Origin of the sequence: Carboxydothermus pertinax, from assembly GCF_001950255.1 — a bacterium.
In the GTDB taxonomy this organism is placed as follows: Bacteria; Bacillota; Z-2901; order Carboxydothermales; family Carboxydothermaceae; genus Carboxydothermus; species Carboxydothermus pertinax.
Genome location: NZ_BDJK01000020.1, coordinates 129410 through 142665, shown reverse-complemented (window position 1 = coordinate 142665; position 13256 = coordinate 129410). Strand labels below are relative to the sequence as shown.

The 13256-nt window shown below is 42.4% G+C and carries 15 protein-coding genes; 13 read left to right on the top strand and 2 right to left on the bottom strand.

Annotated elements, in window-relative coordinates; genetic code table 11:
- Positions 1-108 precede the first annotated feature (108 nt).
- Complete coding sequence (locus tag cpu_RS07440; protein ID WP_075859389.1) at positions 109-1614, bottom strand: S8 family peptidase; 1506 nt, start codon at positions 1612-1614, stop codon at positions 109-111.
- A 98-nt stretch (positions 1615-1712) separates the two neighbouring features.
- Between cpu_RS07440 and cpu_RS14260 the strand changes: the two genes are divergently transcribed.
- The 12 genes from cpu_RS14260 to rlmH all read left to right on the top strand — a co-directional run bounded on the left by cpu_RS14260 (position 1713) and on the right by rlmH (position 10297).
- A complete protein-coding gene (locus tag cpu_RS14260; RefSeq protein ID WP_077177237.1) occupies positions 1713-1883 on the top strand; it encodes a sigma factor G inhibitor Gin in 171 nt (56 codons plus the stop codon).
- 45 nt (positions 1884-1928) lie between these two features.
- Entirely contained in the window at positions 1929-3257 is a 1329-nt protein-coding gene (locus cpu_RS07430; RefSeq protein WP_075859388.1) for an aminotransferase class I/II-fold pyridoxal phosphate-dependent enzyme, read from the top strand.
- Complete coding sequence (gene tmk / locus cpu_RS07425) at positions 3257-3868, top strand: dTMP kinase (protein ID WP_075859387.1); 612 nt, start codon at positions 3257-3259, stop codon at positions 3866-3868. The genes cpu_RS07430 and tmk overlap by 1 nt, the downstream gene beginning before the upstream one ends.
- Positions 3861-4664 carry a DNA polymerase III delta subunit-related protein gene (locus cpu_RS07420; RefSeq protein ID WP_075859386.1) on the top strand — a complete coding sequence of 268 codons (804 nt, stop codon included), beginning with the start codon at positions 3861-3863 and terminating at the stop codon, positions 4662-4664. The genes tmk and cpu_RS07420 overlap by 8 nt, the downstream gene beginning before the upstream one ends.
- Before the next feature lie 55 nt (positions 4665-4719).
- On the top strand, positions 4720-5568 hold the full coding sequence (locus tag cpu_RS07415) for a PSP1 domain-containing protein (RefSeq protein ID WP_075859385.1): 849 nt from the start codon (positions 4720-4722) through the stop codon (positions 5566-5568).
- A complete protein-coding gene (locus tag cpu_RS07410; RefSeq protein ID WP_075859384.1) occupies positions 5543-5899 on the top strand; it encodes an initiation-control protein YabA in 357 nt (118 codons plus the stop codon). Before cpu_RS07415 ends, cpu_RS07410 begins: the two co-directional genes overlap by 26 nt.
- Positions 5868-6617, top strand: a complete 750-nt coding sequence (locus cpu_RS07405) for a tRNA1(Val) (adenine(37)-N6)-methyltransferase (protein WP_075859383.1) — start codon at positions 5868-5870, stop codon at positions 6615-6617. The genes cpu_RS07410 and cpu_RS07405 overlap by 32 nt, the downstream gene beginning before the upstream one ends.
- Positions 6617-7426 carry a 16S rRNA (cytidine(1402)-2'-O)-methyltransferase gene (gene rsmI / locus cpu_RS07400; RefSeq protein WP_075859382.1) on the top strand — a complete coding sequence of 270 codons (810 nt, stop codon included), beginning with the start codon at positions 6617-6619 and terminating at the stop codon, positions 7424-7426. The genes cpu_RS07405 and rsmI overlap by 1 nt, the downstream gene beginning before the upstream one ends.
- 118 nt (positions 7427-7544) lie before the next feature.
- Positions 7545-8417 (top strand): BON domain-containing protein, encoded by an 873-nt coding sequence (locus cpu_RS07395; protein WP_075859381.1) that lies wholly within the window; start codon positions 7545-7547, stop codon positions 8415-8417.
- Positions 8418-8535: 118 nt separating this feature from the next.
- Positions 8536-9648: a S1C family serine protease gene (locus cpu_RS07390; protein ID WP_077177234.1), complete on the top strand. Its 1113-nt coding sequence runs from the start codon at positions 8536-8538 to the stop codon at positions 9646-9648.
- Between the two features lies 1 nt (position 9649).
- Positions 9650-9817, top strand: a complete 168-nt coding sequence (locus tag cpu_RS07385) for a CxxH/CxxC protein (RefSeq protein WP_075859380.1) — start codon at positions 9650-9652, stop codon at positions 9815-9817.
- On the top strand, positions 9818-10297 hold the full coding sequence (gene rlmH, locus cpu_RS07380) for a 23S rRNA (pseudouridine(1915)-N(3))-methyltransferase RlmH (protein ID WP_075859379.1): 480 nt from the start codon (positions 9818-9820) through the stop codon (positions 10295-10297).
- Positions 10298-10395: 98 nt separating this feature from the next.
- On the opposite strand, the gene cpu_RS07375 is transcribed toward rlmH, so the two are convergent.
- Entirely contained in the window at positions 10396-11904 is a 1509-nt protein-coding gene (locus tag cpu_RS07375) for a PucR family transcriptional regulator (RefSeq protein ID WP_075859378.1), read from the bottom strand.
- 196 nt (positions 11905-12100) lie between these two features.
- Between cpu_RS07375 and cpu_RS07370 the strand changes: the two genes are divergently transcribed.
- The gene (locus cpu_RS07370; RefSeq protein WP_077177233.1) at positions 12101-13255 is read left to right on the top strand and encodes an iron-containing alcohol dehydrogenase; all 1155 of its coding nucleotides are present in this window, start codon (positions 12101-12103) and stop codon (positions 13253-13255) included.
- Position 13256: the final 1 nt, after the last annotated feature.

Here is a 13256-nt window from a genome sequence, read left to right as displayed (position 1 = left end):
TTACTACATAAATATTTGTTTAAAGGAAGATTTTACAGCTATAAAAAGCCAATTTGCGCCTAAAAAATGTTACTTTTTCAGTCCTCTCGGACTGTCCCTAGATTCGACTTATACGGTAATAATAGGGACTGTCCCTAAAGTGGTAATTTCGATGGTGTTAGGTAAACCCTTAGGTTTTTGAACGGTTAACTTAATTGAAGTATTGGCCGGTACAGGAAAAGTTAAACGGCCAAGCAGGGGATGGATGTAGCCTACTTCTCCAAAGTAGTGTCCTGATACATCCATAGAAATTCTTGCTTCTAACGGTCTATCGGCGGCGGATTTTCCAACAATTTCGAGAAAAGCAGCGTTTTCTAAGTAGCTTAAAATCTTTTCGGCATCAGGAATACCCCAACCGCAGCCATAATTAGGCTTTGCAGCGTTAGTTGCAGAAATTTTAAGAAGGCTTATCATGGTTTGTGGCAAAAGCTTATGCTTTTGACTTAGGGCTGCAACCAATCCGGTAACTATTGGGGCAGCTGCGGAGCTGCCACTCTGGATTAGGTAGCCTTTAATGCCGGTAGAGACCACATCAACCCCGGGGGCTAACAGATCCGGCTTTAGATAGTAGGGAAAGCGGAAAAGACTGCTCTTTGGAACCACAAACTGGGTATCGTTAAAAGGAGCAGGATAGAGGTATTTATAGTTGAGCGTTCTGGGATAAAAATCTAAGGCACCGACACTCAGTACTCCTGGGATATTGGCTGGGCTTGAGCTGGTCTCAGGTCCATCATTACCGATAGCTGCTACCGGCAGTATACCTAAAAGGAGTACGTTATTTAGCGGTTTTTCTAAAATTGAAAAATAGCCGTCCACACCCCAGGACATGTTAACCACTTTAACTTCTTTTTTGGAAGCAATGTACTGAAGCCCGGCAATTATTTGTTCTAAACTTCCCGAACCGTATCTATCCAGTACTTTCACCGAAATAAGTTTGGCTTCAGGGGCAAGTCCCAGCGGATTTTTTGTACTCCCACCAGCAATTAGCCCTCCGGTAAAAGTTCCGTGGCCGTTATCATCAAACGCATTTTCCGGCTTTTCCGGGGAAACATTACCGTACTGGTCAACCCGAGCCCAGCCGCTAATTTTTCCTAAAAGCTCTGGATGTTTGGAATTAACCCCCGTATCTAAATGACCAACAACTACACCACTGCCCCAAAGCTCCTTTTCCCAAAGGGCCGAGGCTTTAACCGGTTTATACTGCCATAGTGCATCTTTAAATAGGGCCCGGGTAGGGCGGTAAATTTTCCGCCGATTAACAGGGATTTTTACCTTTTCCTGGGCTGGAGCGATTTTTTCCACCTCGGGGTCGTCTAAAAGCTTTTCAATAGTTGACGGGTCAAGGGCGGCGGCAAATCCCGGCAAAAGCCAGTAGGGTCTAAGGTTTTTGCTTCTAATGCCCAGCTCCTGGACTTTACGGTTGACTTCCATTTCAAAAGCATTTATGATTTCTTCCCGTTCCTGCCCCCTTAGGGCAGGATTTTTTAATACAACAAAAACTTCTATTGTTTCCCCTGGCTTTAAACTTAAAATTTTTTCTTTTAAACCTCGCTCAAGCTTCTTTATCCCTGCCATATTTGTCACCTCTTTTAATTTCTCTTAATAAAATATGAAGCCGCAAGTTTAGAGGTAACCTTTAATTTTTGCGGTTTTCGGCAACAATATTAGGGGTGATGTTTATGTACTGTAATTTCTGCCATGCACCTAAAGACAGGGGAATCCGCCTCGGGGGGAAATTTTTATGCCAGGAATGTGAAAAAATATTAACCCACCTTACTGCTGCCAATCCCGTCTATTCTTTTATCGTCAAAAGGTTTCGAAACTTTTTATTCAAATACCAGTAATTATGATAAAATTATTAATAAAAGGCAAAATTTAAAGGGGACAAAATGGCAGAATTAATCAATAAGCTTAAAATACACCTTAATAAAAAACCCGTATCCTTTCACATGCCCGGGCATAAAAACGGCCGTTTTCTGCCCAAGAAAGTAAAAAATCTTTTGGGCGAAAAATACTTTTCAGCCGATGTCACCGAACTTCCAGGGCTTGATAACCTTTTTACGCCCGAAGGTGTTTTACTAAACCTTGAGGCGAAGATTGCCCGTTATTTTGGCTTTCCCCGGGCCCACCTTTCGGTAAACGGTTCAACGGCAGCGGTTCTTGCCCTAATGCTTTCTTTTTTTAAACCGGGAGAAAAAGTAGTGGTGGACCGGATGTCTCATATCTCCCTTTACCATGGGATGGTTTTGGGAGACCTTCTGCCGGAGTTTATCTACCCGGATTGGGATGACGAATACGGTTTACCGGTAAATAAAAATCCAAACACAAACGCTAAAGCCTACTTTCTAACAAACCCCGACTATCACGGCTTGGTCCGGGACTTGTCCGAATTAAAAACTGCCAAAATCTTTTTAGATGCCGCCCACGGCGGTTTAATCCCCCTCTGGCGAAAAGATTTTTTTCAGAACATTGATGGCTTTGCGGTAAGCCTTCATAAAACCGGGCCTTTTCCCAATCCTTTAGCAGCCGTAGTTTATTGGGATGAAAAAGTTGAGGTAAAGAGGGCTTTAAACTTAGTTCAGACCACGAGCCCTTCTTACCCCCTAATGGCGGCAGCCGAGGGGGGAGTGGACATGCTTTTACAGTCTGGCAGAAGAGCTATGCAGAAAGCGGTGGAAGTGGCTCAGTTGTTTAAAGAAAGTTTAAAAAAGCGGGGAATTGGTTTTTTGCAGGCTAAATATTCAGCCGAACCATTAAAGGTAACCCTTAAAGCCCAGGACTTAGGGATGTCCGGGGAAAAAATTGCAAATGTTTTAATGAAAAAGGGAATATTTCCCGAAGCTTACGGCCCGGGCTATGTCCTTTTTATGCTTTCTCCGGGAAATACGGAAAATGAGGTAAAAAAGCTTTTAAAGGTAATTGATTCGCTTAAGGGGACAAAACAAAGAATAATGCTTCCGAAAAACCCTTTTCAGGGCCAAAGCAAGTTAAAACTCACTCCCCGAGAAGCTTATTATGCCAAAGAAAAATGGGTTGAGCTACAGGATGCTGCAGGTAAAATCGCCCGGGATGGAGTTACGCTCTATCCCCCGGGGGCACCGGTTTTATACCCCGGGGAAGAAATTACCCGAGAAGCGGTAGCATATATAAACTATCATTTAAAATTAGGATTAACAGTTACAGGTATTAAAGACGGTAGAATAAGGGTGATACGCTAATGCGCGGCAAATTTATTACTATTGAAGGGATAGAGGGATCGGGGAAAACTACCCAGATTAAATATATTGAAGAGTACCTGAAGGAGAAAAATATACCCCATCTAATCACCCGGGAGCCGGGGGGCACAGTGCTGGGAAAAAAGATCCGGGAGCTTCTTTTAAATCCTGGATACAAAGTAGTGCCGGAAGCGGAAATCCTTCTATACCTTGCCGATCGGGCCCAGCATGTGGGAGAAAAAATTATTCCTCACTTAGAAAAGGGAGTTTGGGTTATTTCTGATAGGTATTTTGACTCGACCTTGGCATATCAAGGCTACGGTCGGGGCTTTGATATTAACCTTTTAAAAACTTTTATTACTTTTGCTACCAGAGGTTTAGTTCCAGATCTCACCATTTTAATTGATGTTCCCCCGGAAGAGGGTTTAGCTAGAATTAAAAAACGGGGTGAGTTTGACCGTTTAGAACGGGAAGCACTGGAATTTCACCGGCGGGTAAGAGAAGGCTTTTTGGAAATTGCTAAAGATTACCGTTTTCGGCGGGTAGATGGCCAAAAAAAGCCCAAGGAAATTTTTTTGGAAATTAAAAGATTTTTGGAGGAGCTAAATGGATAATCTAATTATAGAGGCTTTAAATCAAGACAAGCTAAGCCATGCTTATTTACTTATATCTCCAGTTCTGGAAGCAGCAGTAGCTTTTGCCCGGCGAATGGCCAGGGAAATTCTTATTAAATCTGCCCATGATCCGGTGGAGGCGACAACGCTTGTGGATGCGGGAACCCATCCGGACTTTCTCTGGCTTTCGCCCGATGGCAACTCCTTTAAAATCTGGCAGGTAAATGAAGTGTTAATCCCAAAAGTTTACCTGACTCCCCAAAAGGGTAGACGTAAGGTTGTGATTTTAGAAGAAGTGGATAAAATGACTATTGACGCGGCTAACGCTTTTTTAAAGATTTTAGAAGAGCCGCCGGCAGGGGTTACTTATTTACTAATTGCGACCATGCCGGAAAAGGTGCTTTCTACTATCCATTCCCGCTGCCAAAAAGTTAAAGTTTCAGCCGAAGATTTTACAAACCAGTACAGAGAGTATGCGGAAAGATTTTATGAGCTTTTAACTTTACCTTGGGAGGAGTTTTATAAAAAGACGGAGAAGCTTACCCGCGAAGAGCTAAATAATCTCTTGCTGGCGGGCGAATTAATTCTGCGGGATGCACTGATCGTTGGTAAGGGCTTGGAAAATTTATTTTATCCGGAGCTTTCAGAGAAAGCAAAGGAATTAAACCGTTTAGGTGAAGAGGAAATTTACCGCCTATTTAACCGATTGGAGGAATTTTTAGCGAAAAACAGACTAAACCTAAATCCAAGGCTTGTATTAGAAAACCTTTACCTTAACTTTAGTTTTTATAAGTAGTAAACTTTAATAAAATAATTTATAATAAAAACAATTACAATTTTGGAGGAGCAATATGCAAAAAGTAGTAGGGATTCGTTTTAAAAGAGCGGGGAAAATTTACTACTTTGACCCCCTTGACATAAATTTTGAACCAGGTGATGGGGCTATTGTAGAAACTATCCGGGGAGTAGAATACGGGGAAGTAATCATACCTCCCAAATATGTTTCCGAAGAGGAGCTGGTCCTTCCTTTAAAACCGGTAATTCGCAAAGCTACACCGGAAGATTTAGAAATTCTAAGGGAAAACAAGGAAAAAGAGAAAAAAGCTTTTTCCATTTGCTTAGAAAAAATTGCCCAGCATGGCCTTCCGATGAAGCTTGTAGGGGTAGAATACACCTTTGACCGCAATAAAGTAATTTTTTACTTTACTGCCGATGGCCGGATTGATTTTAGAGAGTTAGTTAGGGATTTAGCGGCGGTATTTAAAACCCGGATTGAGCTTCGGCAAATCGGGGTTAGAGACGAAGCTAAAATGATCGGCGGCCTTGGTTGTTGCGGGCGGGAGCTTTGTTGTGCTTCCTGGCTTTCGGAATTTGCGCCGGTTTCGATTAAGATGGCCAAAGAGCAAAACCTTACCTTAAACCCCACCAAGATTTCCGGTATTTGCGGCCGGCTCATGTGCTGCTTAAAATATGAAAGCGATACTTACGAGCAGGTTAAAGACGATTATCCGGAAGTTGGCGAAACGGTGCTTACGCCAATGGGAGAAGGAAAGGTTACTGGAGTTAATATCTTCAGGAAAACCGTATATGTGGAGCTTAAAGAACTAAAGCACGTTAAAGAGTTTCCGGCGGAAGAGGTAGTGGCCAAAGAGGAAGTACAGGAGGGTGAGGAATTTGAACAATCTTACAACCCTTCTTAATGACTTTGAAGAAAAGGTCAAAAAGCTTTTAGAAGAGTATTTAGAAATAAAAGCTTACGTTTCCCAGTTAGAGGAGGAAAACCAGAAACTTCGCCAGGAGGTCATTAAGTTTTATAAGCCCTTACAGGAAGAAGCCAAAAAGGAAAGAAAGCCCGGGCCCGGGTTTAAAAACTTAGCCCGCCTCTATCAGGAGGGGTTCCACGTTTGCCATGCCCATTTTGGCGAAGCCCGGGGAGATGAAGACTGCCTATGGTGCATTACCTTTATCAAAGGAAGAAACAACGAGCGAGGGGAAAGCCTTGACGAAGAAATTAGAAAAACTGCCCCCTGAGCGGGTAGATGATTTAAAAAGGGCCGGGCTTAAAATTTACCAGAACCCGGCTTTTTTTTGTTTTGCTGTAGACAGCGTCTTACTGGCCTGGTTTACGAGGACTAATCCTAAGGACCGGGTAGTAGATTTAGGCACTGGTAATGGGGTAATCCCTCTTCTTTTATATGGAAGAAACCCCGATGTAGAAAAAATTTACGGCATCGAAATTCAGGAAAAGCTTTATGAGCTTGCGGTAAAGTCGGTAGCGTTAAACAATTTACAGGCCAAAATTGAGATTGTCCTGGGCGATTTAAAAGAGGCACCGGCTATTCTTGGTAGCGGGTTTGATGTAGTTACCGCTAATCCTCCTTACCGGAAAAAAGGCGATGGCCGTTTAAATCCAATCCCGGAAGTAGCAATAGCCCGGCATGAGCTATTAACGACTTTAGAAGAAGTGGTGGCTGCGGCAGCTAAATTGTTAAAGCCCCGGGGAGCTTTTTACCTGGTGCATATTCCCGAAAGGATGCCGGAAATTTTTCTTCTTTTTTCCAGCTATGGTTTAAATCCCGAAGTTTTATTGCCGGTACAGCCCAGGCCCGGGGAAAAGGTGAACCTTATCTTACTAAAAGCCGTTAAAGGTAGCCGCAAAAAGCTTGTTTTTAATGCTCCCTTATGGATATATGAAAAAAATGGGGAGTATTCAGAAATGGTTCGCCGGATTTTTGAGGGGGAAGAGTAATGGGAATTTTATACCTTGTACCAACACCCCTTGGAAATTTAAAGGATATCACCCTTAGAGCTCTAGAAACTTTAAAAGAAGTCGACTTTATCGCTGCCGAAGATACTCGCCATACCTTAAAGCTTTTAAACCATTACGAAATAAAAAAGCCTCTTCTTTCCTACCACGAACATAACCGCCGGGAAGCGGGAAAAAAAATTCTTGAACTTTTAGCCCAGGGCAAAAAAGGAGCCTTAGTTACCGATGCCGGAACTCCGGGCATATCTGACCCGGGAGAGGATATTGTGCGGGAAGCTTTAGAGTGGGGGCATAAAGTCGAAGCTTTACCGGGAGCTTCGGCTTTAATTGTGGCTTTGGCCGCAAGCGGCCTTAATACCTCCCGTTTTTGTTTTGAAGGGTTTTTACCCAGAAAAGCAGGGGAGCGGGAAAAAGTGTTAAAAGAACTTGCCCGGGAACAAAGAACATTAATCTTTTATGAAGCCCCCCACCGGCTTCTTAAAACCTTAGAAGACCTAGCTAAGCATTTTGGGGAAAGCCGCCAAATAGTGGTAGCCCGGGAGCTTACGAAAATCCACGAGGAATACCTGCGGGGAAGGGTAGTCGAGATTCTTTCCCATTTTAATGAAATCGAACCTAAAGGGGAGTTTGTCTTAGTAGTTGAAGGGGCACCGCCGAAAGAAAAAAACATCGAGGAATTTGTGCGGGAATGTATAGAAAAAGGCTTATCCCAAAAAGAAGCCGTTTCTCTTGGTCGCGAACTTGGCTTTAAGAAGAATGAAATTTATAATCTCTACTTGCAGTTGAAGTAGTAATTTAGGGACAGTCCCCAAATTATCCTGGTACGGTAATTTTAGGGACTGTCCCTATTTTTACCTTATAAAATCAGCCTTTTTGGTAAAGGCTAATAAAAAGGAAAGGAGGCCGATTATGCGGGAAGATTTTGATCGGGGGCTTCGGGAGCGGGTTGAAGAAGCGCTCTTAGTTAAATTAAAAGAAAGTGCCGTTGGTATGAATATCGATGTGAAAGATGGGGTGGTCAAGGTTCATGGCGTGGTGGATGTGCTGGCGGAGAAAAAAGCAGCGGAGGAAATAATCCATCGGCTTCCCGGGGTTAAGAAGGTAGAAAACGAGCTTACCGTTTCTTTAGATAATGGCCATTACAGCGACCGGGAAATAGAAGAAGAATTAAACGATAAGCTTGCCAACGACCCGCGGATTGAAGGGGAAATCGGAGCTAAAGTTTCTAATGGCATAGTTACTTTACAGGGCAGAGTAGATGCTGCAATTAAAGAATTCTGGGCCCGGCAGGTAGCCGAAAGGACCCGAGGAGTGGTGGAAGTACGAAGTCAGGTAGAAGTATTGCCGGAAATGGAGATAGATGACAGCAAAATTGCCAATGAAATCTCGCGGCAGCTCAATAATTCTTTACACGTTAACCGCCGGGATATAATTGTAGAAGTGGTAAACGGTGAGGTAACGTTAAAAGGAGTGTTGGATACCCCCGAACAGGCTCTCCAGGCGGAGATAATTGCTCTTTCTGTCAAAGGGGTAAAACGCGTTGAAAAAGAATTTGAATTCCGTCACGGGGAAGACAAAGGGGATAAAAAACTTACCAATGAACTAAGAGAAGCCTTAGGTAAAGCCGGCCTTGCCATGGTGCGGGCAGCGGTGGTAGATGGGATTGCTTTTTTACACGGGAAAGTTGGTACTCCCGATCAACGTCACCGGGCCGAAGAAGTAGCTTCGAAAATTGAAGGAATAAAAGAAGTGCATAATGCTATTTACATAACGGTTCATTAATCAAAACTCAAAAAATCTTAAAAACTTCTCCACAAATCCTTAACAATTTAAAGCAGGAATTACCCCGCCCAAAGGCGAAATTATACTTCAAAAATTTAAAAAAGCGGGGTTGTGTGGTATGTATTATCATTATAGCGATATGGATAAAAAACCATCTTTTTTAAGCTATGTCCTGGTATCCTTGATATCCGCAATCATTGGCGGCCTTTTAGTGGTGATGTTTGTACCAAGTTTGGTAAAAGGGGATACTACCACCACGGGAACAATAGAAAAGAAAATTGTGTATGAAGATAAAAGCCCGGTAATCACTGTAGCTGAAGAAGTAGGGCCGGCAATTGTGGGGATTTCCAACAAAGTAACCTTTCAGGCTGGAGATGTACCGCATAACGATGTGGAACAGGCCACCGGTTCCGGGGTAATCATAGATGCCAGGGGCTATATCGTTACCAACGAGCACGTAATTCGCAATGCTACTGATTTAACAGTAACTTTAGCCGATGGAAAGCAATTTCCGGCCAAAGTAGTCGGTAAAGACCCCCGAACAGATTTAGCAGTAATAAAAATTGACCCTGGTAATGAAAAACTTACAGTTGCCCGCTGGGGAGATTCGGATAAAATAAAAGTTGGGGAGCTGGCGGTAGCTATCGGTAACCCCTTAAGCCTTGACTTTGCCCGGACCGTTACCGCCGGGATTATCTCGGCAAAAAACCGTGTTTTAAACATGGACGGACAGCAATATGAGCTAATCCAGACCGATGCCGCTATTAACCCTGGCAACTCCGGGGGAGCACTGGTTAACGCTGCCGGCGAGGTAATAGGCATCAACTCAATTAAAATTTCCCTTTCCGGTGTTGAAGGCTTAGGCTTTGCCATCCCGAGCAATATCGCCAAACCCATAGTCGAAGAGCTCATTAAGAATGGTAAAGTTATCCGCCCCTGGCTGGGGATTGAAGGGCAAACCATTGACGAAGAATTTGCCCAGTACAAAGGTTTAAAACAAAAGAGCGGTGTGTATGTAGCCAGGGTGGTAAAAGATGGTCCTTCGGATAAGGCAGGATTAAAAGACAACGATATAATCATTGCGTTTAACGGGGTAAAAATAGAGAAGTTTGAAGACTTACGGAATGCAATATTAAAACACAAAGTTGGCGATGAAGTGATAGTTAAAGTCATAAGGGGCGATAAAGAGATGACCTTTAAAGTAAAACTTGGCGAAATGCCGGTGGAGTAAAATGTATACCGTTTGCCGCGAGCATTTAGAAAGAGCTATTGATGAGTTTGTGGAAGTTTACGAGCAACCGCCGGATATCTACCTTTTAAAGGAATTACATTTTTCCAATTGGACTGCTCCGGCAACTTGTGACTTTTGCGATCTTATGCCCGTTTATCTGGTGGTGTAAATGGAGATAACTATTGTTGCCGTAGGAAAAATCAAAGAAAAGTATTTAAAAGAGGGGATAGCCGAATATTTAAAGCGGCTATCCCCTTATGCCCGTTTAACGGTAATTGAAGTAGACGACGAAAACGCTCCGGAAAACTTATTCTTGGCCGAGGCCGAAAAGGTAGTAAAGAAAGAAGGGGAGCGGATCTTAGCCAAAATCCCCCCTTCTTCTTTTATTATTGCCCTTGATATTAAAGGGAAAAACCTTTCCTCCGAAGAGCTCGCCTCTTTTATTTCCGAAAAAAGCCTTTACGGACAAAGTAAACTTACCTTTTTAATTGGCGGTTCCCTTGGCCTTTCCCGGGAGGTTTTAGAACGTGCCGATTTTAAACTCTCCTTTGGGCGGATGACTTACCCTCACCAGCTCATGCGCTTAATTCTTTTAGAACAAATCTACCGGGCGTTTAAGATAATCCGGGGGGAACCGTATCATAAGTAGAGAGTTTATTGCTAGCAGGTTCTTCGCAACAGCTCCAGAGAAATTTCCGGTAAAGGAGCTTGGTTATTCCGTGGTTGTGCCGAAGGTTTTTTACTGTGCTAATAAAGTCGATTTTGCACGTAAGTATCGATTTGAAACGAAAGCAGAAGGGATAAAACCACAGGGAGCTCGTCAAGATCCAGCTGGATAAGATCCTGAATCCGTTTGAGACGATAAACCAGCGTATTTTTGTGAATAAACAATTTTTCCGAAGTTAGTTTGAGATTTTTATTGCACTCAAAATAAGTTTTTAAAGTCAGGTAAAGTTCGGTATGATTTTTATTGTCGTACTCTTTTAAGATAGTTAAAGCTGGATGACAGTAATTTTCAAGGGGCATTTTCCCGATATAATTATTAAGAAAATCAAAAAAGTGAAAATCGCTGTAACTAAAGACTTGCTTGGTTAAGCCAAGTTTTTCGGCGTGCTTAATGGCAGCAACTGCCTGATAAAATTGCTGTTTAAACTCCCTAATATTGTAAAAAGGCCAGCTGATACCGATACTGACATTTTCTTTTTGAGCAAGTTTGGTCAGTTCAAGCAGGTGGTTTTTATCAACATTCGGCACCAGGATGCCAATGTAACCTTTATAAATTACGGCATACCCTTTGGGGAAAATCCTTTCTAATTCCAGGCTAAAGGTGTATTTCAAATAGCGGTTATTGATGTTTTGGACGAAACGAGCAACAACAATATGCATTTTAGCGGGGAAGTGAATATCTAATGTATTTATTTGTTCATAAGTATCCTGGAGATCGCTCTCGTCTAAAAGTTTAAAAAGAAGTGTACTATAAAGGGAACGATTAAAAGTTCCTCCTCCAGATTCTCGGAAAAAAACATCAAATAAAATTCGACCGACAATAGGTAGTTGTTTAAAATGATAGCTTTGTAATGGAGTGTGATGTTCAATCATAATCAGGGCGCCAACCACATGTTCTTCTTGGGTGATGCGGGTTACCAGTTTTGGTTGCTTATCTCCTGCTAAAGTGATAATTTGGGTGTCACTCCCATACTTACTCCACTCGGTCATATCTTTACTGGCACGCACTTTTTGAATAAATTCATACGAACAATATCCCCTACTTACATTTTGCTTCCACAAAGGATCAACAATTTCAAAATTGGTTGAATAGGCGAGGACGCGCTGACTGGCATCGATAAGAACCAAAGCGTTGCCAAGATGGGAAGCAGCAAAGTTAATGAGTGAAGGAAGGCTTTTACCCTTTAAGGCCATAGTTGCAAGTTCGATTAATTTGTTTGCTTCTGTTAAATCATCAAAAATTATATTTTTTACCTCGTTGAAAATTTCTGCCAGTTCGTGCTCTCGAACGATGATATAGTTGCTCCCTTTTGGCAGAGAAATTTTTTCAGTAGAACAAATAAGCATAATGGGGTTTGGGGGTAAACTGTTTATCTTATTAAGATTTCCAATGTAGATGGTATTTTCATCCCAGGAAGTTTCGGTTTCGCTTACCAGTTTAAAATCCTTGACTTCAGGGGAAGTCTCGCTTAAATGAGTTTCTATGGTAAATTTTTTTGCCAGCATTTCCACAACTTCATGAAAGGTCATAAAAGTTACCTCCTGACAATTTTAATAATAAAGAAAAAATTGAGAAGATTCAATTAAATAAATTAAAATGTAATATTCTGAATTGTAATAATAACACAAAAATTATGCTTATTTTTTGTGCTTTTAGGACAAATTTTAAGGTAAAAGCAATTGTTAAAATAAGAAATAAAACTATAAAGAAAGGAGTGGGCTAATAGTGATTACTTCGTTTAATATTTTTGTACCGCTTTTAATGGGAAGCGGTTCCTCGCTGAGAACGGGACTGAAGGTGCGGGAGCTGGGTTGTAGAAAAGTAATGGTGGTTTACGACAAAGGGATAAAAGAGGTGGGAATAGCGGATCAAATCATCGAAAACTTACAAAATGCCGGGATAGAAACAGTTTTATTTGATGGTGTTTTGCCCGATCCCCCGGATACGATGGTGGAAGAAGCAGCGGAAATTGCCAGAAAAGAAAAAATTGACGGGATCGTAGCTGTTGGAGGGGGAAGCTCGATCGATACGGCTAAAGGAATAAACGTCTTAATAAATAACGAACCACCCCTTAGAAAATATTTTGGCGTCCAGAAAAATTTAAAGCCGGGAGTTCCGATGGTTTTTATTCCCACAACCAGCGGAACGGGTAGTGAAGTAACCAACATGTGCGTAATCTCTTGCACCTCCTTAGGGACAAAGGATAGTGTAGTAAGTCCGGTTTGTGTGGCCAAGCTTGCTATCTTAGACCCGGATTTGACCTTAGGTTTACCCCCCAAAATGACCGCCGCAACGGGAATTGATGCGTTTGCTCATGCCGTGGAATCTTTAACGGGAGGACAGGCAAATCCTTTATCGGATGCTCTGGCCCGGGAGGCCATTCGTCTAATTGTAAAGTGGCTACCGATAGCCTATAAGGATGGTTCAAACCTAGAAGCCAGAGAAAATATGCTTTTAGCTTCAACGTATGCCGGCATGGCTTTTACCAATGCCCTTGTGCATCTCGGTCATTCGATAGCGCATACTCTCGGGGCTAATTTTCATATCCCGCACGGGATTGCCTGTGCAGTTGCTTTACCAGAAGTTATCGAATATACCGCAAAAACGGAGTATAAAAAGGTGAAAATGATTTGTGAGAGTATGGGCGTACCGTTGAAGGAAGATGCTTCACCGGAGGAAATTGGGACTACTGCTCGCCAGGCTATTCGTTCCTTTATTAAATCCCTGGACATTCCCAATATGAAAGAATTAGGATTACCGCTGGAAGCGGTTTTAAAATTAGCACCCAAGGTGGTAGCGGACAACGGTTTTGCCATTGTTCCTTATCGGATTTCTGCAGCTAAAGTAGCCCAAATGCTTAAGTCAGCTTATGATGCGTAAA

Excerpts from the sequence above, each read along its gene's own strand:
- cpu_RS07430 (WP_075859388.1), top strand. The coding sequence starts at position 1,929 with ATGGCAGAATTAATCAATAAGCTTAAAATACACCTTAATAAAAAACCC.
- cpu_RS07415 (WP_075859385.1), top strand. The coding sequence starts at position 4,720 with ATGCAAAAAGTAGTAGGGATTCGTTTTAAAAGAGCGGGGAAAATTTAC.
- cpu_RS07375 (WP_075859378.1), bottom strand. The coding sequence starts at position 11,904 with ATGACCTTTCATGAAGTTGTGGAAATGCTGGCAAAAAAATTTACCATA.
- cpu_RS07395 (WP_075859381.1), top strand. The coding sequence starts at position 7,545 with ATGCGGGAAGATTTTGATCGGGGGCTTCGGGAGCGGGTTGAAGAAGCG.
- tmk (WP_075859387.1), top strand. The coding sequence starts at position 3,257 with ATGCGCGGCAAATTTATTACTATTGAAGGGATAGAGGGATCGGGGAAA.
- cpu_RS14260 (WP_077177237.1), top strand. The coding sequence starts at position 1,713 with ATGTTTATGTACTGTAATTTCTGCCATGCACCTAAAGACAGGGGAATC.
- cpu_RS07440 (WP_075859389.1), bottom strand. The coding sequence starts at position 1,614 with ATGGCAGGGATAAAGAAGCTTGAGCGAGGTTTAAAAGAAAAAATTTTA.
- rsmI (WP_075859382.1), top strand. The coding sequence starts at position 6,617 with ATGGGAATTTTATACCTTGTACCAACACCCCTTGGAAATTTAAAGGAT.
- rlmH (WP_075859379.1), top strand. The coding sequence starts at position 9,818 with ATGGAGATAACTATTGTTGCCGTAGGAAAAATCAAAGAAAAGTATTTA.
- cpu_RS07390 (WP_077177234.1), top strand. The coding sequence starts at position 8,536 with ATGTATTATCATTATAGCGATATGGATAAAAAACCATCTTTTTTAAGC.
- cpu_RS07420 (WP_075859386.1), top strand. The coding sequence starts at position 3,861 with ATGGATAATCTAATTATAGAGGCTTTAAATCAAGACAAGCTAAGCCAT.
- cpu_RS07385 (WP_075859380.1), top strand. The coding sequence starts at position 9,650 with ATGTATACCGTTTGCCGCGAGCATTTAGAAAGAGCTATTGATGAGTTT.